The organism is Caballeronia catudaia (assembly GCF_001544755.2).
Classification (GTDB): Bacteria; Pseudomonadota; Gammaproteobacteria; order Burkholderiales; family Burkholderiaceae; genus Caballeronia; species Caballeronia catudaia.
In genome coordinates this window covers 78,200-101,531 of the sequence record NZ_FCOF02000022.1, presented here as the reverse complement: position 1 = coordinate 101,531, position 23,332 = coordinate 78,200, and the positions used below count along the sequence as shown (strand labels likewise).

At 60.2% G+C, this 23,332-nt stretch carries 18 protein-coding genes, 1 tRNA gene and 9 pseudogenes; 10 read left to right on the top strand and 18 right to left on the bottom strand.

Translation table 11 applies throughout. The features are described 5' to 3' along the window. The 3 genes and pseudogenes from AWB75_RS22480 to AWB75_RS22470 all read right to left on the bottom strand — a co-directional run. Positions 1-403, bottom strand: a pseudogene (locus AWB75_RS22480) (transposase); the annotation flags it as partial. A 173-nt stretch (positions 404-576) separates the two neighbouring features. Then, a complete protein-coding gene (locus tag AWB75_RS22475) occupies positions 577-1,635 on the bottom strand; it encodes an amidase family protein (protein WP_235012198.1) in 1,059 nt (352 codons plus the stop codon). Between the two features lie 863 nt (positions 1,636-2,498). Further along, complete coding sequence (locus AWB75_RS22470) at positions 2,499-3,158, bottom strand: HD domain-containing protein (RefSeq protein WP_087086745.1); 660 nt, start codon at positions 3,156-3,158, stop codon at positions 2,499-2,501. A gap of 180 nt (positions 3,159-3,338) precedes the next feature. Between AWB75_RS22470 and pdxR the strand changes: the two genes are divergently transcribed. The 3 genes from pdxR to AWB75_RS22455 all read left to right on the top strand — a co-directional run bounded on the left by pdxR (position 3,339) and on the right by AWB75_RS22455 (position 5,758). Next, entirely contained in the window at positions 3,339-4,748 is a 1,410-nt protein-coding gene (pdxR, locus tag AWB75_RS22465; RefSeq protein ID WP_061126244.1) for a MocR-like pyridoxine biosynthesis transcription factor PdxR, read from the top strand. Positions 4,749-4,862: 114 nt separating this feature from the next. Further along, a complete protein-coding gene (locus tag AWB75_RS22460; protein ID WP_061126243.1) occupies positions 4,863-5,279 on the top strand; it encodes a cupin domain-containing protein in 417 nt (138 codons plus the stop codon). Positions 5,280-5,302: 23 nt separating this feature from the next. Further along, positions 5,303-5,758, top strand: coding sequence for a carboxymuconolactone decarboxylase family protein (locus tag AWB75_RS22455; protein WP_061126242.1), 456 nt, complete (start codon positions 5,303-5,305; stop codon positions 5,756-5,758). Between the two features lie 490 nt (positions 5,759-6,248). On the opposite strand, the gene AWB75_RS38650 is transcribed toward AWB75_RS22455, so the two are convergent. Next, positions 6,249-6,425, bottom strand: a complete 177-nt coding sequence (locus AWB75_RS38650) for a hypothetical protein (RefSeq protein WP_235012197.1) — start codon at positions 6,423-6,425, stop codon at positions 6,249-6,251. Positions 6,426-6,567: 142 nt separating this feature from the next. Here AWB75_RS38650 and AWB75_RS39490 point away from each other — a divergent pair. After that, a pseudogene (locus AWB75_RS39490) lies at positions 6,568-6,750 on the top strand (CHAD domain-containing protein); the annotation flags it as partial. 172 nt (positions 6,751-6,922) lie between these two features. Here the strand turns inward: AWB75_RS39490 and AWB75_RS22440 are convergent. From AWB75_RS22440 to AWB75_RS22415, 7 genes and pseudogenes are all read right to left on the bottom strand, one after another. Next, positions 6,923-8,086, bottom strand: coding sequence for a low temperature requirement protein A (locus tag AWB75_RS22440; protein WP_061126241.1), 1,164 nt, complete (start codon positions 8,084-8,086; stop codon positions 6,923-6,925). 887 nt (positions 8,087-8,973) lie between these two features. Then, positions 8,974-9,537, bottom strand: a pseudogene (locus AWB75_RS22435) (DUF1345 domain-containing protein). A 183-nt stretch (positions 9,538-9,720) separates the two neighbouring features. Next, a pseudogene (locus AWB75_RS36705) lies at positions 9,721-9,810 on the bottom strand (IS6 family transposase); the annotation flags it as partial. Between the two features lie 287 nt (positions 9,811-10,097). Continuing rightward, a pseudogene (locus AWB75_RS38170) lies at positions 10,098-10,184 on the bottom strand (IS6 family transposase); the annotation flags it as partial. Positions 10,185-10,406: 222 nt separating this feature from the next. After that, positions 10,407-11,378 (bottom strand): LLM class oxidoreductase, encoded by a 972-nt coding sequence (locus AWB75_RS22425; RefSeq protein ID WP_061126240.1) that lies wholly within the window; start codon positions 11,376-11,378, stop codon positions 10,407-10,409. A gap of 614 nt (positions 11,379-11,992) precedes the next feature. Beyond that, positions 11,993-12,673, bottom strand: a pseudogene (locus tag AWB75_RS22420) (IS30 family transposase); the annotation flags it as partial. A gap of 70 nt (positions 12,674-12,743) precedes the next feature. Then, positions 12,744-13,439 (bottom strand): annotated as a pseudogene (locus tag AWB75_RS22415) (transposase); the annotation flags it as partial. 544 nt (positions 13,440-13,983) lie between these two features. Between AWB75_RS22415 and AWB75_RS22410 the strand changes: the two are divergent. After that, the gene (locus tag AWB75_RS22410) at positions 13,984-14,439 is read left to right on the top strand and encodes a hypothetical protein (protein WP_061126238.1); all 456 of its coding nucleotides are present in this window, start codon (positions 13,984-13,986) and stop codon (positions 14,437-14,439) included. A 133-nt stretch (positions 14,440-14,572) separates the two neighbouring features. On the opposite strand, the gene AWB75_RS22405 is transcribed toward AWB75_RS22410, so the two are convergent. The 4 genes from AWB75_RS22405 to AWB75_RS22390 form a co-directional block, all read right to left on the bottom strand. After that, a tRNA-Lys gene (locus AWB75_RS22405) sits at positions 14,573-14,645 on the bottom strand. Positions 14,646-14,694: 49 nt separating this feature from the next. Then, entirely contained in the window at positions 14,695-15,261 is a 567-nt protein-coding gene (locus tag AWB75_RS22400; protein ID WP_061126253.1) for an Hsp20/alpha crystallin family protein, read from the bottom strand. Between the two features lie 221 nt (positions 15,262-15,482). Beyond that, positions 15,483-15,890, bottom strand: a complete 408-nt coding sequence (locus AWB75_RS22395; protein ID WP_061126237.1) for an Hsp20/alpha crystallin family protein — start codon at positions 15,888-15,890, stop codon at positions 15,483-15,485. Positions 15,891-15,917: 27 nt separating this feature from the next. After that, positions 15,918-16,361 (bottom strand): Hsp20/alpha crystallin family protein, encoded by a 444-nt coding sequence (locus AWB75_RS22390; RefSeq protein WP_061126252.1) that lies wholly within the window; start codon positions 16,359-16,361, stop codon positions 15,918-15,920. Between the two features lie 246 nt (positions 16,362-16,607). On the opposite strand from AWB75_RS22390, the gene AWB75_RS22385 reads away from it, so the two are divergent. Further along, positions 16,608-16,991, top strand: a complete 384-nt coding sequence (locus AWB75_RS22385) for a hypothetical protein (RefSeq protein WP_061126236.1) — start codon at positions 16,608-16,610, stop codon at positions 16,989-16,991. A gap of 350 nt (positions 16,992-17,341) precedes the next feature. Here the strand turns inward: AWB75_RS22385 and AWB75_RS38645 are convergent, their stop codons facing one another. Both AWB75_RS38645 and AWB75_RS38165 read right to left on the bottom strand, forming a co-directional pair. Continuing rightward, the gene (locus tag AWB75_RS38645; protein ID WP_061126234.1) at positions 17,342-17,806 is read right to left on the bottom strand and encodes a hypothetical protein; all 465 of its coding nucleotides are present in this window, start codon (positions 17,804-17,806) and stop codon (positions 17,342-17,344) included. Positions 17,807-17,948: 142 nt separating this feature from the next. Next, entirely contained in the window at positions 17,949-18,059 is a 111-nt protein-coding gene (locus tag AWB75_RS38165; protein WP_200823018.1) for a hypothetical protein, read from the bottom strand. A 581-nt stretch (positions 18,060-18,640) separates the two neighbouring features. On the opposite strand from AWB75_RS38165, the pseudogene AWB75_RS38640 reads away from it, so the two are divergent. The 3 genes and pseudogenes from AWB75_RS38640 to AWB75_RS22360 all read left to right on the top strand — a co-directional run. Continuing rightward, positions 18,641-18,745 (top strand): annotated as a pseudogene (locus tag AWB75_RS38640) (SGNH/GDSL hydrolase family protein); the annotation flags it as partial. Positions 18,746-18,896: 151 nt separating this feature from the next. Further along, positions 18,897-19,451, top strand: a complete 555-nt coding sequence (locus AWB75_RS22365; protein ID WP_061126233.1) for a hypothetical protein — start codon at positions 18,897-18,899, stop codon at positions 19,449-19,451. Further along, complete coding sequence (locus tag AWB75_RS22360) at positions 19,448-19,957, top strand: hypothetical protein (RefSeq protein ID WP_061126251.1); 510 nt, start codon at positions 19,448-19,450, stop codon at positions 19,955-19,957. The genes AWB75_RS22365 and AWB75_RS22360 overlap by 4 nt, the downstream gene beginning before the upstream one ends. Before the next feature lie 323 nt (positions 19,958-20,280). Here AWB75_RS22360 and AWB75_RS22355 read toward each other — a convergent pair whose 3' ends face one another. Next, positions 20,281-20,535 (bottom strand): hypothetical protein, encoded by a 255-nt coding sequence (locus AWB75_RS22355; protein WP_061126232.1) that lies wholly within the window; start codon positions 20,533-20,535, stop codon positions 20,281-20,283. A gap of 1,137 nt (positions 20,536-21,672) precedes the next feature. Between AWB75_RS22355 and AWB75_RS22350 the strand changes: the two are divergent. Next, positions 21,673-23,102 (top strand): annotated as a pseudogene (locus tag AWB75_RS22350) (IS1182 family transposase). Positions 23,103-23,332: the final 230 nt, after the last annotated feature.

The window sequence follows — 23,332 nt, the reverse complement described above, 5'->3', positions numbered from 1 at the left end:
TCCGTATCGACATCCCGGGCCTTGCGCGCGTGGTAACCACTGGGGCTGACGCCCAGCGTCTGACAGAGCAGCGAAACTGGCCATTGTCGGCTGTGACGCTCAATCCAGACGTACCTCATGCCGACCCCTTCGCGAAGTACGCCGCTGCTTTTTCCAATATGTCGCGCTCCATCTTCACACGCGATAACTCCGCGCGCAGTCGGGCAATCTCCATCTGCTCTGCAGATGTCTGCTTGCCTGCACCGTTCAGCTTGCCAGCAGCATCGGCCTTCACCCAGTTGTGCAGCGTCTTCGGGCTGATCGCCAGTATCTTTGCCACCGCCGCCATGCTCTGGCCGCCTCGCACCATGCGCACGGCCTCTATCATGAATTCCTGCGTGTATCGTGCTCCGGGATTACCCATGTTTCTTTCCTCCTTGCGTGAGTTTTACATACTCAGCAAGGGATCCATTTTGCGGGGGCAAGCTCAGTCCGACGACATGATTCATCTCCTGATTGCGCAATTCGACCGCTCTTATTGCTTGGTACTGCGATATATCTGCGATATACGCGTGGGTCGTTACACTGCTGGGTTATTCAGACCGACCCATAGTCGCGTGCCGACATCCCGCCTTGATGACGCTCGACGACGGACGCGGCTGTCAGCAGGCGCAACTCCCGGAAGCCATCGGCCACCAGTTGCACACCTACCGGTAGGCCACCACTGAAACCCATCGGAACGCTGATGCCCGGGAGGCCGAGTGCTGCACTGGCGATCAAAGGACTCTGGGCGGCTATGAGCGTACGCGTCTCTTCGGTCGTTCCGAGGTCCGCGCCCCACGGTAAAGGCAGGCGGCATGAAACCGGCAAAAGTGCGATTGGATAACGGCCGAGAAATTCGTTCCACTTGCGACGCAATTCGTCCCGCCGTGCGATTGCCTGGACGTAACCGCCAAGATCGACGGTTGGAGCGCAATCGGCCATGCTGCGGATGAATCGTTTGACATCCGGATCTCCCGTCGAATCCGCCGCGGAAATCATGCCGAAACGAGCCTCTGTCATTACGATCGATTGCCACACGTTGACGCACTGCTCGATCTCGGGAGGGTGCGCCCGCTCGATAATATAGCCGGCAGCCGCGAGGGCATTCGCTGCTTCGAGCAATGCCGCCTTGATCTCGGGACAAACCGTGGATCCCGGAATCTCATCGATCAGGGCGACCTTCACTGCCGAAGAATCGTCGGCGTGTTCCAGACGCGCATCGACCCACGTTGCATCGCGCGTGTCGGCAGCGGTCATCGCACGTAGTCCGAGTAACACGTCGGCGACCGATCGCGCCAACGGACCCTGTGCAGACATGGATTGCAGGCCAAAGAAGCGCTGGCTGACAGTCGGATGATGGGCGGGCACACGCCCGGGAGTAGTACGAAGCCCCACTACACCGTTGACGTACGCGGGATATCGAATCGACCCGGCGATGTCGGTGCCATGCGCGAGCGCACACATGCCCGTTGCCACCGATACCGCGGCGCCGCCGCTCGATCCGCCTGAGGTAATATCGGCCCGCCAGGGGTTCAGCGTCCGGCCGTATAACGGGTTTGCGCTATGAGAGACCTCACCGAACTGGCTATTGCATAGAGGCCTGTGCGTGAGCACGTCGTCTCGCGCCGCGAACTCAATCGCTGCCTTCGTTCCTTCCTGACGCCGTGCTTAGCCGCGCCTACAAGCCGCCGGACGGCACGCCAACGCGCTTGGCGCGCGTGTGTTGTTGACGATCGAGCAGTGCTCGCGTCTTCCGGATTCACCGACATCACGCGATCCTAACTCTCATGCGTGGCAAACGCGCAGGCTCGCGGCGCGATCTCGCACTCCAGCTCCGTCTAGCGCCACGTCGAGCGTGCCAAAGCGCTCGACCGTCGAACGCACCTCGCATAAACAGCCTTGGTCCGTCTCGCATCGACATCGTTGAACATCTCTTGCTCCTTCCCACTGCGCCGCGATGAGCCTAGCCGCTTTGCGCCGGCTGCGACATCGGCGTCCGTCACCGTTCCGAGCAAATTCGAGCGCCGCGTGCCGGTCGACGCCCAACGCCCCACTGGTCGCCAGCGCGAACCCTGCCGACTCTTTCCAGATTTCTGCGGCCAACGCGTCCGGACACGACGCATGCGAGCTCGAGCCGTGTGCGACGAGCTCGATTACATCGGGCAGAACGCGCCGCGGGTTCGGCGCAACGAACGTCGTTCGTGAGAACGGTTGCCAACTCCTTGCCACGAACGGGTTTCGCATCCAGGGGCAATGCTAGTACTCTCCTGAGTAATCAGTTGGCCATGCCACGGTACACGAATGTGCAGATCGTTCAGGATCGCGGCGACGCCGGCCAGCGACGCCCGGATGGACGGTGGCGACTGGCCGCGGTTGCAATTCGGCGGAAAGACCGGTCTTTGCATGGACGTGCCAATGAGCGTGAAAGACGCCTTTACCTGTCCGCGTTGAATCTAAGAGCGCATACACGGAGGAAGTCAGCCCCACCGAGAGTTCAGGATGATGCTGCACAAATTCACGCGCTCGAAGCCCGGATCCTTGTACGCCAGGAAGTCGTCGTTGAACGTGCCGAAGGTGGTGCCTGGCCGATGTTTCATGCCGTCGCAGAAGGCGTCGATCATCTTGCCGGCGAAATCAGCGCCGCGCGGGAAACGTGCGACCACCGCCGCGCGCTGTTCCTCGGTGAAGTCGTCAAATCCCCGTCCCGCCACGTCCATGCCAGCGCCGGCTTGCACCAGCGCGATCTCGCCGAGCATGTGCTCGGGAATGCCCGGCGTCGTATGGAGTGCCACAGCAGTCCACACCTTGGTTACGTCCGCCTCGTCGACATGATGGCTGCGTAGAAAATCGCGCGCAGCGTTGGCGCCGTCGACTTCAAAACGCAGTTCGCTTTCGCGATATGCCGGCGTCAAACCGATGTCGTGGAACATCGCCGCAACGTAGAGTAGCTCTGGGTCGAAGGTGACGCCCTTTCTTTTTCCCAAAAGCGCGCCCCATAGGTAGACCCGTGTCGAGTGGTTGAAGAGCAGTTCGCTTTCGGTGTCGCGAACGAGCTGGTTTACCTCCCGCACTAGTTGACTGTCGGGCATTACGATGTCGAGCATTTGGTTCGCCGGCGTTGCTTTATCTTGGTTCATCGAGATACTCGATTTGTGAAGAGGTGCGATTCATGCCTCACGGTTGACTGCAGAACCGCCCCACGTCGGCAGCTAGTTCCGCTCCGAAAGCGGGTGAAGAAGTTACAGCGATGAAGTTACGCTTCCCACGCGTTATGGAAAAGGCTCAAGATTGAGAAATTCCAATGTACTATCGCCCCCATGGCAATGCTCTCTGTTAGCGTCGATCGCGCCGGACGCGTCCCGCTGTCCGCGCAAATTTACGGCTCGATTCGAGGTGCGATCGAGTCGGGCCAGCTTGCCGCCGGCGCGAGGCTGCCTTCCTGGTCAGATTTGGCTACCCAACTCGGCGTGTCCCGGGGCACCGTGCGTGCCGCCTATGAGCGTTTGATCGACGAGCAGTTCGCGGTCGGCTTGGGTGCTGCGGGCACTCGGGTAGCGGCGCGTCCCTTGCCGGCGACAACAAAATGGTCACCGGACGCAGCACCGCTTCCGGATCTCTTTTACGACTTCAGCACGGCGCCTTTGGCGTTTCAGATGGGCGTGCCCTCCCAGGACGCCTTTCCGTTCAAGCTGTGGTCACGCATTCAGTCACGAGCGGCGCGCCGCGCCGCAGCCGCCCCTGTCGGATATCCCGATCCGAGGGGCGACCCGGAGTTGCGACAGGAGATCGCGTCATATCTTGGCGTCTCACGCGGGCTTCAATGCAGTCCCTCCCAAGTATTCGTCACGGCAGGATTCGCCGGCGCGCTCAACCTGGCGATTCGCGGGTTGCAACTGGAAGGCAGACAGGCCTGGATGGAAGATCCCGGCTTCCCGCTCACGCGTACCGCGCTCGGGCTTGCCAGCATAACCGTGGCAGCGGTGCCGGTGGACGCGGACGGGATCGATATTGATGCAGGCATTCGAAGTGCGCCTGAAGCCGCCCTCGCAGTGGTGACCCCTGGCCAGCAAGCGCCACTCGGAGTGACGATGTCACTCCCGAGACGAATTTCACTGCTTGGCTGGGCAAAACAAAACGACGCATGGATCATCGAAGACGATTATCTCGGCGAGTTGCAGCTGAAAGGACGGGCCGCACCGGCACTGGCCTCGCTGGATCAGGACGGTCGGGTACTGCACATCGGCTCCTTCAGCAAGACGATTAGCCCGGCACTGCGCCTGGGATTTCTTGTTGTTCCGCTCGCCATGGCGCGCCGGTTCGGCGACGTTGCGGCAAGCCTCGCGCCCGCCCCGACTTCATCCGTGCAGCATGCCGTAACGGAGTTCATGCACGATGGACACTATCTTCGCCATCTTCGGCGTATGAAGCGTCTCTATGCTGCCCGACAGGCCGCCCTGGTTCGTTGTCTTAATGAACTGGCTTCGGAATCAATCAAAGTCCACGCCGCGGCAGGCATGACTGTGGTAGCCGCGCTGCCTCAATCCGTATCGGATACGGATATCGCTTCCCGGGCGCGACTATTTGGGTTGGCCCCAGTTCCTCTCTCGCCTTGGTACACACGCAAGCCCGCGCAACAGGGCCTGCTGCTCGGCGTCACGAATCTCGATGAAAGAACAGTGGCGGCCAACTGTTCTCGCCTCCTGGAAATCGTTCGCGGGCGCCACTGACCCAGCGAATCCGGCCCGCGCTCGCTTCTTGGTGCAGCCAAATTGTTCATTCCTGGTGCTTTCGCGTGCCCCAACGTCACATGACAATGGAGCAACACAAAGGAGCTAGACATCATGAACATCCAATCTATCGCGAGAGCCGCCGGCGCAGCCATGGCCTTCGCCATCGCCGTGCCGGCGTCGGCGCATGGCGCGACTGAAACAGTCACACTGAACTTTCAGCACGCCATTCCCAACGTTCCGGGGAAGTCGTTGACCGCTGTCGTCGTCGATTATCCACCGGGTGCAGCGTCGCCCGCTCACAGGCACGCTGGCTCGGCTTTCATCTATGCCTATGTCGTGTCGGGCGAGGTCGAGTCGCAGGTAAGCGATGGTCCGAAGCGCGTCTACCGCGCTGGCGAGAGCTTCTTCGAAGAGCCTGGCGCCGTTCACCGCATAAGCCGCAATGCGAGCAAAGCGAAGCCTGCAAAGTTGCTCGCCGTCTTCATTGCGGACACCGATGACCACGCCCTAACTACCCCAGTCAAGTAACCACCTCATCAAGGAGTCACATCATGAGCAAGCGTCTTGACTATACAAAGATTGCGCCTGCCGGCGTGAAAGCCCTCGGCGGCGTGTACGGCTACGTCATGCAGAGCGACCTGTCGCCGATTCTCGTGGACCTCGTCTACCTGCGCGTTTCGCAGATCAACAACTGCGCTTATTGCCTCGACATGCATACCCGCGACCTCCTGCAAAAAGGCGTGAAAGTCGAGAAGCTGGCGCTTGTGCAGGCGTGGAGGGAAGCGGGCCAGCTGTTCGATGATCGCGAGCGCGCAGCCCTCGCATGGGCGGAATCGGTCACGCTGGTGGCAGAGACCGGCGTGCCAGACGCGTCGTATGAGGCTGCCAGAACCGTTTTCAACGAGCGCGAGCTGGTTGACCTGACCATCGCGATCAGCCTGATGAACACCTATAACCGTATGGCAATCAGCTTCCGGAACACGCCTCAGGCTGTGCTGGAACAGTAACGTCACGGGGTGTGCGCACCATGGAAGCACCTCGAATTCGGCAGATACCGCGCCCATAGCCGGCTGGCCTCGAGATGGTCGATGTCATGCGGGCCGTACTCTGCAGCAGCTACTCTATCCGCTGCTTATAGAATGGCTGGAGTTGGCCAAGCCCCGTCGGATGTCTGGCGGGCGAGCTTCGGCCATAGCCGACCTTCGCCGGTCACGGACTATGTGGCGGCTGCACCTCCGTTGCTCTCGTTCGCCGGCGGCGCTGGTCCACGGCAGCTCGGCAACCGCGAATGAGTCTTGACGACCCACTACGGTCGGTCGCACTGTCAGGGCGTTGACGGCGGCTAACCGAATGTTTCGGTCATCCAGGCTGCCGTCTCGGCAGCAAATCGCCTGGCGGAGGTTAGCGCGATACCCTCAACGACCCAACGCGTCGCTTTAGGTTCGCACCCCCGGAATCCTAGCCGACTCGGAAGTGCTCTTCGCCGCCACACCCTAGCTATCGCCCGCTCGCGACGCCCAATTCCCAGTGCATGCGGGTCACCGCGCCGAGCAACGCGTCCCTTCCGAAGTCAGACTCCCACTGCGCGGGCAGCGACGTGGTGAATGACAGCGCGACGATATGGACCTCCTGCGCCGCCACCGCGTCGGCAATATCGTGCAGCGGCGTCTGCAAGCCCCGTGAAATACATTCGCATGGAGAGCGTGAACATCGCTTCAGCCATCAGAATGCCGAGACCTCGCCCTTCGCCGGAGAGCGTCGTGAGCAGCACGCGCGGGCGGAAGCCGCGCCCGTGCACGGCGTCCGAGAGCGGCACATCAGGTTGCGCATCGTCAACTGGAGCGTCTCGCTGAACAAGGGTTTCCATCAGCTCCGCGTGGCCTTGAGAAAGCTTCGAGCCTTGTACTGAACATCCTCCCCCTACCTCGGAGAAGAAGCGACCGCGCAAGCCACCGAGGAATTCAAGCGCCTTGAGGCGGTGGCAGGCGAAACGCGTGATTGCGCGAGCGATCCCTAACCGCTGTTCATGTGCGCCGGGAACATCGCACGTTTGGCCGGGGTACCACTCAAGCAGCACCCTCCTGTCCACGGGCGGATTGCAAAATGTTAGTTCAGTCCGAACCTCTAAGAGGTCGCTTCGGAGCGCGCGCCATGCGTTTGCGTGACGTTGGCTAGCGGTTTCGATCTCCTGTGGCAGCGCTGTCGCGCGGACGGTCGTGACGCTGGGGCGGGACGTTCAGGTATCTGAGGCTGAGGAAAGCATAACAAATCACCGCAGCGGTAAGACCGAGCAAGATGTAACCGGTTCTGGACAATAGCAAGGCAAACCCGGTCAACACGAAGACGACCACGGTGTTGACGACCAGTTGGCGCCGCAACTCGGGCCGCTCCAAGAAGTAGCCGTACTGCTTTCCGAGGAAAAAGCAGAACGCGCCGATGACCGACAGGACCCGGAAATCGGATACCACCATGTCGTCCAGGGTCGCGTGCCGGATCAGGCTCGCTAAAATCGACAGGCCGATGAAGACGAAAAAGTGCGAGTACAGGACCGAATGGCCGGTCGTGAGCTTCTGTTTGGTCAGCAGGTGAAAACTGTCAAAGTAGACCCACCAGATGCCGGATATCATCACGAAGCCGCTGCCGGCCATGAACAGCCTCTCCACAGTCCAGCTGATGTTGGCCAGTCCCGTGGACAGGCTGCTAACGGACTCTCCCAGCATGATGATCGTGAGCAGGCCCACACGCTCGATCAGGTGCTCGGTATGCACTGGGATGACCTGGAGACGACGCGGCAAAAAAAAGATGAACACAACCAGATCAAACAGTATTCCAAGGTAAAACACGACATATCGCTGTGGCGCCGGGAACAGTATCGAAGCGAGGCTGATGGTGGTGCCAGCGACGATTACCCAGCCAACTACCGTTGTGAGTGCCTCGCTTCCCGTATGCCGGTATTTGGACATGAAATACATTACGGCGACGATGTATTTTGAACCGGCGTAGCAGACGATGATAGCCTCAAAGCTAGTCAGGAATCGTCGGTCGATCAGGCCGGAGATGATGATCAGCAAGAACATGATGAACAGGGTTGCCAGCCGATGCTTCCGGTCATCGGCATCGAAGCGGTTTGCATACATCGTGTGGCTTGCCCAAATCCACCACAAAGGTATGAAAACCAGGACGAATTTCCAGAACTGGAGTGCGTCAAGATGACCCTCGCGCGTGTGGCTCAAGATATGCGTCACGTCACCGATCGTCACCGCAAAAATCAGGTCGAAGAACGCCTCGAGCCAAGTGGTATGGCGATTAGACTCGAAATACTTTATGTTATGCATACCGCCTCTTTTTCGTGCTTGCGCCGGGGGCACGTCCGCGGGTTGTCGCGATGAGAATGGGAGGGCAAGGGGCTGAAGTGCTCGGCAACTGTTCGCTGAACCCTGCGCCTGCCCTTTCCTGACCATTTCCATAATTTCGATGCGTGACAGGGCGTGGCAGTTGAGGCATGGCAACCTGTGCAGAACGGTGAGCTCCATTGCGCGCGTCCCCGGCGGGGGCAGGCCTCACGGTCGTTAAGCAATGAATGATAGTGTTCAGTTTCCGTCGATGTAAGCCAGTTTTGTTCTAGGCATGCCTCCCGTACACTCCAAATGTAGCTCTAGCTCGATGCTTCGCGCCGGCATGCACATCCAAGAGGTAGGTGACTCCGATCGCACGCTCGCGCCTGGCAGTTGGACGCATTCGCTCACGCCAGCCACCAGGTGACGATCGCACAGGCGCGCAGTCAGATCGTGGACCAGCCGACCGCTGGCTCGCGGTGATGAGCTGAGTTCAGGGGCCACGCCGAGCAGCGTACGAATCTTCTTTAGATTTGCACAGCGCACCGGGTTAGCGAGCAGCCTATGTAGCACGCAATTAGGCGAGCAGATATGAACGATTTCGGCTTCCACCTCGCGCCACAATTGATCGATATCCTCGCTATATCGGTGGTTGCCCATGCCACGTCGTCATGCGAGGTATGGAAATTCACTTGGCGAGGATTTGTATGGAGGCGTCGACTATTGACGCGATGGAATGGCGGCTGCCGTCAGGCGGTCCGCGCGGTGACGAGGCTCGAGGCCGCCTGAGGTGGACACACGCAGCGTGGGCGGCACCCGCGTCGCAACGCTCAGGTACGCGCGTGGCGTTCGCGTGAAAATCGTCCTGACACCGCGCAAGGGCAGTGTCATGAACCCAGCAGCCCCGCCACGATGTTCACGCACAAGCCGAGCACGCAACGTTGAAATAGAACGACAGGATCGATTGAGCGAGCGTCGCGCAGCGAATTTCGCGTGAACGTAGCACGACGTCCGAGGTCTGCGACGCAACCGCGATCGTGAACGAGTAGTAGAGGAGGTCCCAGTAGTTCGGCAGCAAATGGTGGTCAGGGAACTTCAACGCGGTTTCGTGTGCGTCGGTGTCGTAGTAGAGCCGCGCGTAGTGGAGCGTGAAGATTGTCGGAATCAGAAACCAAGCGCCCATCAACGTCAGACCGGTCAGCAGGTAGTGCGATAAGATCGACGGGCCTCGCGCGCCCTTCGCCGAGGCGAGCTCTAGTACGATCGCGGCGATGCTCGCGACCGTCGCGATACAGATTACGAACAGCACGACACCCGCGTTTTCGCCGTCGCGTATCGCGTATTCGCGTACGTATGGCCGGGGACGACGAGCGCGACCATGACGCCGATCGCGAGACCGATCACCGTGCGGGGACGATTGCGAGAAGCTGCGTATAGTAATTGATGGACATGGGACTCGATGAACGATCTTTCGCAGCGGCCTGACCCTGCACTTTCAGTGGACAGTCGATTGCGCTGCCGCGGCGCAACCCGGGTCGTCATATCGCCGTCATTGCAATGATGCATCAGAGGTTTTGTCGCGATAAGGATGACAGAGAAAACTGGACCGGCACGATGAGGAGTGCCTATATCGCCAACAGCTCGATACCGCCCAGTAAAATGCGGGCACGCCGAAAGGTCTTGAAGCCGAGTATCGGCCGGGTACGGCGCTTGATAGCCCGGTTTCGACTCGCAAGCGGGACTGCTCCATCCTGTTCCGGTGTCACAGCCTTTGTCCCGGCGCCGTTCAGCTTGCCTACCTCTGCAGTCTCACCAAGTTGCGCAGTGTCTGCGGTGACAGCTTCCATTCACGAGACGCGGCACGGACGCTTTGTCTATCCTGGCCAGTTACACGGCGGCCGCCCTGAACTCCGCTGTATATTCCTGGTACCTTGAACATTATTTTTTCCATTCCTTCCGATCGAGCTTACACACGACCCGCTGGAAGTCGAAATTGTGGGAGAAGCTCAACATACCAGCGCACACACATCAGGCTCACATCAAGCGGGTAATGCAGGAGTTTGAGGCCGCGCGCTACAACTGGGTTCATGGCCGACATCATTGACCACGCCGTTCGTTTTGTCGCCCGCAGCATAGCAGGCCATCTTATTGCGACAAAGCTCGGGCTGCGCCCGTGCGTTGCTTGACGCCCCCCGCGTATTACCAGGCGATCATCCGCTCCTCCTCGGTGCCGACGACGGCTGTCGGCAGTCGTGATGCGCCGGGCGTGGCGGTGAGCGGATAGAAAGCGCCGGTCGTCGCTTCCCAGCACCATCCCGGCTCATGTTGACAAGACGAAGTCGGGTAGAACGAACTCGCCGAGCTCCTCGATGACCTCACCTGCGGGGCGTTGGCCGTATTTCAAATTGATGATCACATGGTTAGCGCCGACCTCCTCCTGCAAGCTGTGCAGCAGCGCGATCAGGTGATTTCGCCCCAGTTGATAGCCTAGGTGGATCGACCGCGGCGGTGTCTGCGGGTTATCCGTCAGATCGATGTATAGCGACTGGGTGAAGGGTTTGAACACTTCGCCACATTCGGCACGAACCGCCGTGCGCCAGCGCTCGACAATCAGTTGCTGAGCCTTCGGTGCACGCGGATAGGTAATCCAGCCATGACTGCAGCGGGCGATCCACTCGAGCGTCTGGCGGCTATGGCCGGTGACGAAAAAAGGAATCTCCGCCGTGGTCGGCTTGGGAATCAGATCTGCCCCTTCAAGCCTGCCGCCTGACCAGCTCAAAGGCACGAAACTGGTGAGCTGAACCTCGCGAAATACCTTGAGATATTCGCGGAACAGGCTGCCGCGTTGCTCCGGGTCGACACCGAATGCTGGAAACTCCACTGGACGGTCACCGGAAGCCACGCCGAGCAGCAGGCGACCACCACTGAGCTGATCGACACTGGTTGCGGCCTTGGCGGTGTGTAGGGGATTGCGGATCGGCAGGATGACCGACGCGGTACCCAGCGCAATCGAGCGAGTGTGTGCCGCCATGAAACCCAGGTAGACCCAAGGATCAAAGACCTGGCCCGAATCACCGAAGCTGGGGTCGCGTAACGGCACGTCGCGAAACCAGAGGGCAGAGAAACCCAGCTTTTCGGCACGTTGGGCCAGGCTCACTTGGTCGAGCATACTCGGCGTATCGCCGGTGAAGGCTTCGAGGGGAAAGAAAAGACCTAGACTCAGGCGGCCTTGGCGGTAGGTGCGTTGAAAGCCAGGTTGTTGCTGATAGGGAATGGAATTCGGAGTGAACATGCTCTACCCTACAGCCCTTCGGGCGACGGGATTAAGTCTACGATGAGAGGGCCGGCGCTTCTTTCTAGTTTCTCTCAAAACGTTTCGAAATCTTGCTTCATGGCGAGTTATTCTGAATTACTGAATCGTGAGCGGGGCGGTCTTCGCGCGAGCACTGCACGATGCTGCTCACGACGCTGTCCAGCCGACGCCTCGCGTGCGGTCGCGAGTGAGCAGCATTTCGAAATAACTGCGCACGCACCGGGCAGAAATGACGGCTAGCACACTGTACTGTCGACGGGTGCGTGAACACGGCGTGGCTCGCGTAGAGACGTTGGTCACTTTTTGATTAGTAGCAGTGCTGAGACCGACGAGTGCGGCGCTGGTGAGAGAAACGGGGATGCTAAACAGACGTTGCACGCGGCGCCGAGCGGCGAAAGGAAAAGGACTGGCCGTGCAAGGCGATGGCAAAAGTCCCGGTTTTATCGCGATAAGGGTGAGAGAAGCCGGGCCGGCATGATGACGAATGCTTATATCGCAAACAAATTGAACTGCTAGGCGCGAGTTTGGTCGCTACCGCTGTCTTTCATCCTTCGCAATCAAGTGGCGGTTTCAAACCGAAGTGCAACGGGGTGTTAATGTTTAGCGCTTTGAGATTGGCTCGCTGAGGCAAGTGTCGCAGCGAAGACCTCGAATGGCGAATGGAACGCGTGGGTTGCGCGCGGCCGGCTGTTCAGGCTGTCGGCGATGGCATGGAGCTCGTCCTGAGTGTAGACCGAGAGGTCGGTGCCCTTAGGCAAATATTGACGGAGCAATCCGTTGGTGTTTTCGCAGGTCCCGCGCTGCCAGGGGCTATGGGGGTCGCAGAAGTACACGCGCACGCCAGTGGCTGCAGTGAGTTCTTGATGCCGCGACATTTCTTTTCCCTGGTCGTAGGTAAAGGTTTGTCGCAGCGGTGCTGCAATCGAGTTGAGTTTGGCAGAGAAGCCCGCCAGCGCTGAAGCGGCGGTGGCGTCTTCCATCTTGGCGAGCAGCACTAGACGGCTGGTCCGTTCGACCAGGACGCCGACAGACGATTGATTTGCGGCGCCCTTGATAAAGTCGCCTTCCCAATGACCAGGCAGCAGGCGGTCCTCGATTTCGGGCGGGCGCACGTGAATACTCACCATGTCGGGAATCTGCCCGCGCCGGTCGGTGCCGCGCGTACGGGACATACGGGTGTTGTGGCCGTGGCGCAGGCAGGCAATCAACTGGCGGCGCAATTCGCCACGCGGCTGAGCGTAGATAGCCGTGTAGATGGTTTCGTGCGATACGTGCTGGGTCGGGTCGGTCGGATACATGCGCTTCAGATCCTCTCAAGAAACCTAGCGGAATAGAGATCGGTTTTCAGGGAGTCGGCGCGTTTGGCTGGAGTTCGAATCCGAGGGCGGATGCACGTCGCCTGAGGGCGGCGATGCTGCGCTGGCGCTGCTGTTCCTCATATCGCTGCTGCCCCTGGTCGACGAACGCTTCACCGCGAGTGAGCATGAAGTACACCATCCGGGCGAGCTTATGGGCCACTGCGGTGTTGGCGCGTGGTTTGTCCATACGCGTGCACAGTCGCCGATAGAAGGCGCCGAGGGCCGAGTCGCTTCGCGACAGGCTCATCGCCGCCATTTTCAGCGCCTGCCGGGCGCGGTTGGCCGAAGGGCGGGTGCCCGAAGTCAGGGTCTTGCCGCCGCTGATTTTCGTGGCTGGGCACAGGCGCAACCATGAGCAGAAGTGTTTGACGTTGGTAAAGCGGCTCAGGTCCGGGCCGATCTCGGACAGGAGCGTCATCACGGTTGCCACTGACAGGCCGTTGATGCGCTTGAGGTCCACGCCCGCCCAGCGCGCGAGCGCTGCACGCGCGTCGAACCGTGGGGTGTTCTTGTGGCGCTTCTTGTCCGGGCCGGCCAGTTCGACGTCATGACGCCCGAGTGGCACCGGTAGCGCGTCGATCCTGGCGTCGCACTCGAGGATGCGCTGGGCGAGACTGTCGAACATCGCCAGTGCCTGCCCGAGCACGAACAGGTGCTCCTCGCGCCAGTTGCCCGTCAGCGCGCTGATGACACTGATCTCGAGCTACAACCGCCGTTCGTGCATCCTGATTTGCATAAGGCCGTGATGGGTTGCGCTGGGACGTTTCTGCGATTGGTGTTGGCATACTACTTTTTCGGGCCACCTGAGTCCCGCGAAGAAATTCTGGTGACGCCGACCGAGCGACTCAACAAAGGGAAGCCGCGTAACGGGCAAAGCTTATTCGCTATGACCCGATTGCGATCGTTTGCAAAGGTCGGTAGGCCACAGCATACGATTCCTTCGTCATGGTCTTTATTAGAACGTCAGGAGGTTGACGGACATTTCAAGCTTCAGGCCTACGGTTCCCAATGGTCGCAACGGCGATTGATCTGGGTCTCGGGTTATGAACGAGGGACTATCGACGCACCCATCCGACCGAAGGGCATCCAGATTTAGTGAGCGGATTTGTTGGGCGATTCGCGACTATGCCCCCAGACCGAGCTGCTCTACCTCTCGCCGGAACAAGGGTTGCTCGGCAAACCGGTCCGAGGGACAATGGTTTCCTCCGAGAGAGAGGTGAAACCCTGTGACACAAGGCGAAGATGAGTTTGAAGATCGCGATGTTTCACGGCTCACGTCACAGCTCGACAAAGCGATAACGCTGAAGCGCCGCACGGCGGCTGAGTGGCGGACTGTCCAGAGCAACGCTTTACCTGCTTTGCCGATCAGACCGTCGAGCGTTGAATTGGCAGTGCTCACCACGCTTGCGCGGACCTACGGGTCGGCGCTGTTCGACGAGCCTCATTTCGCAGCAGCGCTTGACTGCATCGCAGAGCGCGGCGCCGCGGTCCTGGTCCAGCGAGCCCTGTGGGGCGAGCAACGCGAGGATATGCGGTTGGCGCTGCAGCTTGAGGAAGCGCGCATCCAGTTTGAGCGTCTCTGCAGTGCATGGCCTCATGTGTTTTTTGCACAGGCCAGGGCCGTTCTCGCGCGAACCTCGTGGCGCCCGCCCCTTCCCTTAGAAGACGAAGGCGACAACTGACGATTCACTTTGAGCGGGCGGGCCTCGACGCGCATAAGTTCCCGGATGGTCGAAACGTTTCCTCGCCAAACTGATATTGGGTCTCGTTGTCGAATTTCGACTGTTATCAAATCCTGCTCAATCGGGGACAGCGTGGGCCGTACTGGATTCGGACGATTGATCAACGGATTAAAAGTCCGCTGCTCCAACCAGCTGAGCCGACGGCCTGGCTGATCCGACATATCCACTTGCCATCAGGGCACTTGCCCGCTTGCCCTAGCCGATGTCGATCGTGCGGCTCGCGGATCGCGCCAGCTCCAATTTCGGCACCGTCAACGTGAGCACACCGTTGTCAAACTTTGCCAGGGCGTGGTCGGGATCGGCGTTCTCCGGCATCGGGATCGTGCGCATAAAGCGTCCATGGGCGCGTTCCAGCCGGTAGCAGCCATTCTCTTCGCTATGCACATCCTGCTTTTTCTCGCCGCGCAGCACGATCGCCCCGTCCTCGACGCTCACATTCACGTCTTCGCGCTCCATCCCCGGCAGTTCGGCGGTGACACGCAGCACGAGACCTTCGTCGACCACGTCGATGCGCGGCTGAAAGCGCGACGAACTGAAGTCCCCGAACCATCGTTCGACCACACCACGACCGGCAAACGGGTCATGAAAGAACTCTTCCACTGCGCGCCACGGTTCGCGCGAGAACAGTCGCGGCATGTCAGGCCGAAAGGCACGCCACTGTTCGTCTGCCGGCCGAGTTTCCCCGTTCTCGTCCGCATCGGACTTGCGGGCTGCGCCGCGAAGGAACTTAAAGGGATTCCACTTCTTCGGATCAGTGCTCATCGTATCCTCCGCTGTGATTTGCCCGACGACCATCCTGACCAGCGCGACACGGTCATCAAGAACGGAAAACAGCTCACGCGCCGACGCCGCCCCTTCGCTGACCGAATATCCATGTCAGTGCTCCTGTATGACGTCCCGCATCCGGGTCTCCGCCGTCGAAAGGTGGCAGCCAAACGGCTGCCACCCTGTTCTCTCTCTGCCGTTGCCGCCGGCCTGCTTCCCTACTCCGTCCGCACTTCGATCCGGCGCGGACGGGCTTCGTCGCGCCGGGGTATCGTCAGCTTCAGCACGCCGTCCTTCAGGTTCGCATCGATTTTCGATGCGTCGAGATCGGCCCCAAGAGTGAACGCTCGCGCGAAGTGGGGCTGGCGGATCTCCGCGTGCTGTAGGCGCAGCCCGGCAGGCGTGGGCACCAACGCCTCGGCCTCGATGTACAGGTTGCCGTCGTGTACCTTGACGTCGAGCCGGTCCTTTGTCACGCCGGGCAAGTCTGCCCACAGCGTGACACCCTGGCTATCCTCGAAGATGTCCACGGGCGGCGTTAGGGTGATCCGGCGTTGCGACTGCTCGCCGTCGCGCCGGGATACCGCCGTTTCATCTTTCTTGGCAAGCTCTGTCGTGTCGTTCATGATGTTCTCCTCAATTCGCGAAGGGTTTCATTGAACGGTGACGGCCCGCGGTTTCGACGCCTCCCGCTTGCCGATACTCACGGTCAGGCAGCCATTGGTGTACTGCGCCGTGACCTTGTCGGGGTCGGCGTGCTGCGGCAGTTCAATGACGCGCCGGAAAGTGCCGATGAACCGCTCCTGCGCGTAGGTGCGCATGTCGTCGCCGGTCGATTCCGGCTGCGCACTCCCGCGCTCGCCGCTGATGCTCAGCAGCCCCTTGTCAATCGATACGTCGAGCTTCTGCGGGTCGACACCCGGCGCGAACGCGACAATCTCGATCGAGTCGTCGGTCGAGCCGATGTTGATCTGCGGGAAGGCGCCAAAGGGCCCGGAACGGATGCTGGATGGGAAGCCGCCGAAAACGCTGGCCATCTGCCGTTGCAGACGGTCGAACTCGCTGAACAGGTCGGCCCCAAAGTTGAGATCGCTCATGGTCATTTCCTCCTTCAAACCAGCAGGAAGACGAACCGGCCTACGCGCTCCAGTTCGTCTGCCGTGCCGCGGGCAAACAAATCGAAACACGCAGCGCGCCGGACGGCTGGCGCGACTGCCTGAGCGGAATTTAAGATAGGATTTCAAGCGGAAATTTCAAGGGCGAGCCGCGATTTTTTGTTCTTGAATTCAGACGGCCGCACCCCTATTTTCACGGCGCTCTTGGACAGACCATGCGAGGACACCATGGAATTTGAATACGAGTGGTTCACCTTAGGCCGGCACCGCATCCGGTTGCGTTCCACCAAGGGTTTCCCGACCGAGACGATGCGCACGGCGGTTGAAGTCGTCCGGCTGGCGATCGACAACAACATGAGCGCCCGTGCGCGGCTCGTTGAAGTGATATTCCAGCGGGAATCCGCTTACGAGATCGCGGTTGGCACCACGTTCGCCGACGACCGGCTATGCGCGCCGCAGTTGGAAGCGGCAATTGCGACGATTCTCGGCCTGGAGGCCGAGCAAATCAATATTTTCGTGACTGCGGTCACACAGGAAGAAGTCGATCTGCATTTCGGCGTCTACGAGAGAATGCTGGCTGAAAAGCTCGGCGTGGTGCCGCCGATCCAGTGACACGCGCGGAAACAAATTGTTGGGCGGGACAGCTCGCATGGCCCCGTTCGCTGTCGAGGAGACAAGAACAGTGGCTCCAGTGTACTGGGCGGGTTTCTCGTATGCGGCGCAATCGCTCGATCAGTTGCTCGTGTTCAAGGAAGTTTTCAAAGACGCGCAAGGCGAGACATATGATCGTCTGCTTCGCTCATTTCCCTCTCCTATCGGACATCACCTCATGGCGCATGGATCTATTGCAGCACAGGCAGTGCTAGGTCGGCCCCTGCATGCTTTGTACCGTCTGGAAATATTGCTTACCGAGAACCGGTAAGCAACGATGGGTAAGACGCGCGGCGCTGGCCGCATTCCGGTCACGATCGAGCACGGCCGCCCTGCGTGGCGCTGACGGCATCGAGCGCGGCGGCCAGTAGGCCGTCTCGCGCGTCCGGCCGCTTCGCGCTCAGCTCGGCCGCTTTCAGGCTGCGTGCAGCGGCCGCATTCCTCGGCAGTCGCGCTCGAGCGCTTCTTTGCCATGACTCAACCCTCCGCGCGAATAGAACCCAGCCCGCGAGGGCCAGCGAGGCGTGCGGCAAACTAGGCGCGTGCGACCTTGCACGGCATTGCGCACGTACGCCGACGTGCCGACTGGCGAGCGGCGGGCTGAACGCGAAGGCATTGCGCTTCATCAGGCCGCGCACTTCCTTCGCGGGCTTGGCGTCGAACAGGAACACGGCGCGATTGTCTTGGGTGTCCTCGCGGTACGTGTAGCCGTGGCCTGCTTCCTCGAGGTCGGTGCGCTCGGCGACCTTGTTCAGTGCCTCGATGCGCTCCCGCACGCGGCGGATATCGGGCGCCCTCGAGAAACGGATTTTTTCGTACTAACGCGCTAAAGCGTCGTGCTGGTCGATTTCAGCGCGCGCAACGGCCGGAATCGGCCTTTCGCAACGCCCTTATTGGCATGCCAAACGTCGTCGCCAGTCAGAGCGGCGCGACGTGCGAGATCAGGCCGTCGTCGATCTCGCGCTGCGGCCGCAAGGCGGCGATTGAAGGTTCCAGATATACCGTGTTCCACAGCGTGATCGCAGCCACCACCAGATTCAGGCCACGGGCCCGGAGCGCTGGTTTTCGTAGGAACGACTCCGTCTCTTACCCAGACGGTAGAAGAACACCGCCTGCGCCAGAGAATTTCGGAAGAAAGGTGAGGTACCCCCTCCTCCGCCGCCACGTCGACGGCGGCGGGGAGCTCATGTGGAGTGGTGTCAAACATGTGCCATCGGATGCGAGCGTTTGCCGCTGCGCTGCTGATATTTCTTACCGGGACGGGTGCGTTGTTGGCACCCATCTGTGTGCGCGCAGCCGATTGCCAGGCTGGCACGCTCGTCACCGTCGTGTTCGACTCTGCCTTTATCCCCGTTTCTGGTGGCTCCATTACGCCGCCCATCCCCGGCTCATTACGCCGCCCTGTGACAACGAGTAAGCGACCATATCGGCAACGGATTGTACGATGTTTGCCTTAAGATCACGACTTGTCGTCGGCCGAACTCGTCGCATCGGCCGTTGCATCCGCGCGAGCGACGAAGATGCGATCCGATGTGCCTATAACAGAGCGGTGCGAGTGCTTCACGCCGTAACGCCGGGGTGGCGGTGAGTCGATGGAGGAGTGAGATGCAACCTATACTGTTTCCGACGCTGACCTGACCTACACGTTCGGGGACACCGTTCATCCCACGACGCGCCTGCATGCGTTGTTCGCGCAGCTCGTCGAACAGGCGGTCACGGCCGCAAAGCAGTCGTGTTTCGAACCGCCATGCATCAACCTGGCGAGTAGCAGTCGTGTGACCGGCTGTTCAAGCCGACTTCGGCTCTTCTGCAATGATCGGCAACTGCATAGATCGAGCTAACCCATCCGGAGCGAGGAAAAGGACTATGCGGAGAGCGATTCGGCGGCATTGCCTGAACGTTACCGCGCTGGCGACCTATCTCGCGTCGGCAGCCGTCGGTACGAGTTTGACTGGCTGCAGTTCACTTTATAGTGAAGGCGCCACCGCGGGTGCCGGTATTGCCGGGGCGGCCGTCGCCGGCACGGTGACCAACAACGCGGCCGTTGCCACTGGTATCGGCCTCGGCGCAGTGGCCGCTGCCCGAGCCGGCGTGCAGTACTCGGAACGCGTGATGCACACGTATACGCAGGAGCAGATTGCGACCGCGGCCGGACCGCTCGTGGTCGGCGCGGTGGCACCCTGGTTCACGAAGCACAGCGTACCGATCGAGCCAGACGAAAAAGGTCGCGTGACGGTGAGCCGGGTGATTAGCACCGGTACGCTCGACTGCAAGGAAATTGTCTTTTCCGTCGATACCGATGCTAAGAAGGATCAGCCCGCGAGCAGTTCGTTCTACATCGCTGCGGTGTGCCGTGATGGCGATGTCTGGAAATGGGCGTCGGCGGAGCCGGCCACGGCACGCTGGGGTGCGCTGCAATGAAGCACCGCCTTGAGGCGATGCTTACGGCCGGCGTCGTGGCGAGTTTGACGGTGATGATGAGCGGCTGCGCGTCGATCGGCGCGGTGGCCGGTGCGGTCGCCGCCGTATCGACGGGCGCCGTCACCAGCAATCCAGCCATCGGCATCGGCGTGGGCATCGCGGTGCAGGCCGCCGCCGACGAAGCCGTCAAGCGCGTGATGAAGTCACTGCATGGCGACCAGCAGATGGCGATCGCGGCTACGGCGGGTGAATTGCCGGTCGGCGAAACGAAGCCTTGGCGAGTCAAACATGTGCTGCCGGTCGAAAATGGTCACGGCGAGGTCCGCGTGCTGCGCGAGTTCGATAATGCGCTGGCGACCTGTCGCGAGTTTGCATTTTCGGTCATTGCCGGCGAGAAGCCTGGCGCGGCCGCTGACTGGTTCGTCGCGTCGATCTGTAAGGATCAGGACGGTTGGAAGTGGGCTACGGCCGAGCCGGCAGTCGAGCGATGGGGCACCTTGCAGTAAAGCCCAGTCGGAACGCGCGCGCAATCGCTTGCTACCGCGTGCTCGGCAACAGATGGACGGTCAGGAGGGTAATGTCCGAGCGAAGATGCGCCAAGATGGGCGTCGATCGCGCGCCTGGCGAGGTCTATCGCGTCGCTGACCTCGGCCGCTCCACTGACCAACGAGCGTTAGTGCTCGGCTCAAGTATGCGGCCGCTCTTGCGGTCAATGCCGCCACTCCGCGACATCCGCTCCGCCAGTACCGTGACGGCCGACCTGCCGTCACAGTCATCTCGCACGCTGACAGTTATAACGAAGCCTCGGTGCAGTTGTTGCTCTTCCATGTTATTCAGCGATCCCGGTGAGCTCCTCGATGTCGTTTTCATCACGCCCTCTCGCTTCAACCGCCGCTTCCTCCGTCGTTTTTGCGATCAGCGGGAAAACCAGCCCATTCCCTTTGAATGCGCCCGCGAAATGGACCCAAGCCACGTAGGAAGATACGCCCGATTCCAGCTGGCGAATATTCAGAACTACATCGTAGGTACGCTGCAGGCCCTGTCGACGTGTGTATTGAAATTTGTACACCTCGGTATCAGGCATCACGACCTCACATGCACGGACCCGTGCAACGCACGTTCCCGCACGCGCGTGTGCAGAAGGTTGACTCCGTGCGCGACGCCAGGGGCACCGCCTTGGCCGAACGTCGCCAACCTGCTCGGCAATGTATATTGGGGGCCACTTGATCTGGTTCGTTCACCGGCCATCAGGAGACATTCAACCAGCGCCATCGAATGGCCACAGTTCGGCGCCGAGCCAACGTCGAATATACGTCTACGTTCCTCGGGCACAAGACCCACACGCTGAAGCGGGCGCGTCGACCGGTGGGAAACTGCATACGGCGTGCTTCTGCCTCGCGTCCAGTGCCTATGCGCGACGGACCTTACTCCTCGTAGGCTGCCATCACCGGCCACATATCGCGCTGATCGTCCCGGATTCCCGCCGCCAGGCGTAAGGATCCCGGGGATCGCGGGTCTGCTCCAGTATGTTCCGCGCCGCTTCTCCCGTCGGTGAACGGCCCGGCAGACAGTCGACGGACTTTCTGTCTGCCTTCTACCAATTTGATACCCGCTCACTTGCAGGCACCGTGTACGGGCTACCGTGTTTTCCGTTATTTGGCGCCCGATGCTGCCGCCGGGCCGCTTGCGCCCATCGCTCCGGTCGCTGCGGGATTAGCCATCGTGCCGTTACTGCCCGCCGCTGCTCCGCTTGTTTCGCTACCGTTGTCCGCCCGCTTGCATCCAGATGCACCCATCGTCAGCAGCACGACCGACGCCGCAATTACAAGATGTCTCGCAGTTAGTTTCATCGCAGATTCCTCCAGGCCTGGCTACAACCCCGGCTTTCGGTGAACGGAATTTACGCCATCCATCTGCGCGCCTGTTGCACCTCGACCGGTCATTGCAATTGTCGCAAATCGCGTTCCCGTTCACTCGAGCGTCTTCATAAGCGGACCGTAACGGGTCGTCCCCGGTCTTTCGCCATCGCCGGTAACGGTTGTCGGTGTAGAGAACAACAATTGGGAGGACCAAGGACAGCGAAACGCGAAGACCTTGATGCAGATCCTCGGCGGCAACGCGATCCAGCCTTGAACGCCATCAGGCAGCAACCGGCCCCAGACCGTGTCAAAACACCTTTTTGAATTGCTAAAATAGCTCACCCGATGGCGGAGGGAGCGAGATGAAGCGGTTCGTTCAAGGCGACAATCGTACGCAAAGCTTTCTTCTTCCCGAAGCGCTCGACGACTACGTGACGGATACGAACCCCGTGCGCGTAGTCGATGTCTTTGTAGATGAGCTTGATCTTCGGAAGCTCGGGTTTGACGGCGTCGAGCCAGCACTTACCGGACGGCCTTCATATCACCCTGAGGTGATGCTTAAGATTTACATCTACGGTTACCTGAACCGTATTCAATCCAGTCGTCGCCTTGAGCGCGAGGCCCAGCGTAACATCGAATTGATGTGGCTAACCGGCCGCCTGGCACCGGACTTCAAGACCATTGCGCGATTCCGCAAAGACAACGGCAAAGCGATCCGCAGCGTCTGCCGTCAGTTCGTCATGCTATGCCAACGCCTGGACCTGTTCTCCGAAGCGCTCGTTGCGATAGATGGGAGCAAGTTTAAGGCAGTGAACCATCGCGACCGCAATTTCACCAGCGCAAAACTAGAACGGCGAATGCGGGACATCGAGCAAGCATCAGCCGTTATCTTCTGCAAATGGACACCGCCGATCGCCAAGAGCCGACGATCGCGAAAGCAAAGACAGAACGGCTGCAAGATAAGATTGCGGCTCTCAAGGAGCAGATGCAAGTCCTTAAGCAAGTCGAAGTTCAGCTCGACGCAGCGCCGGACAACCAAGTGTCGCTCACGGACCCGGACGCACGCTCGATGAAGACGCGGGGGACAGGCTTCGTCGGCTACAACGTTCAAGTAGCGGTCGATGCGAAGCACCATCTGATTGTCGCGCACGAGGTCACCAACAACGGCATTGATCGTGACCAACTCACGTCGATGGCCAAGTTGGCACGTACGGAAATGGGCGTCGATAAACTCACGGCGGTTGCAGACAAAGGCTATTACAAGAGCGAGGAAATACTCGCCTGCCACGAGGCCGGCATCACGGCGTTTGTTCCCAAGCCGAAGACCTCGGGCGCAACGTTCGACGGCCGCTTCGGCAAAGAAGATTTTATCTACGACGCTGAGAAGAACGAGTATCGATGTCCAGCGGGCGAGCGTCTCATATGGCGCGACAGGACAACTGAGCGTGGCCTGAAGTTGGATCGCTACTGGAGCTCGCAGTGCCAACAGTGCTCATTGAAAGATAAATGCACCCCAAGCACCGAACGCCGGGTAACGCGCTGGGAGCACGAAGGGTTGCTCGAAGCGATGCAGGTCCGGCTTGATCTCGCCCCGGACATGATGCGTATCCGACGACAGACCGTCGAGCATCCCTTCGGCACGATCAAGGCCTGGATGGGAGCGACTCATTTCCTGACGCGCACTATCGAGCGTGTGAGCACGGAGATGAGCTTGCACGTGCTTGCCTACAACATGAAGCGGGTTATCAAGGTGCTAGGTTCAGACACGGTTATGAAGGCGATGCGGGCGTGAAAGACCGCGCGGCGGACGAGCCCTAGAATACGTTCGGCGCTGACTTACGTTTGTGGTGCCGCAATCAATTAGTCGCGATCTGTCGTTGCGGCAGCCTGTCGTCAAAATCCCGGCGCCTACGCGTTTTGACACGCTCTGGGCCACAAGCGGCCGTTGCGTTGAAGGTCCGGCGAGACGATCGGAGGTCTCAAATACTCATATACGAGTCAGTCGTGCGCCGGAAGAAAGTG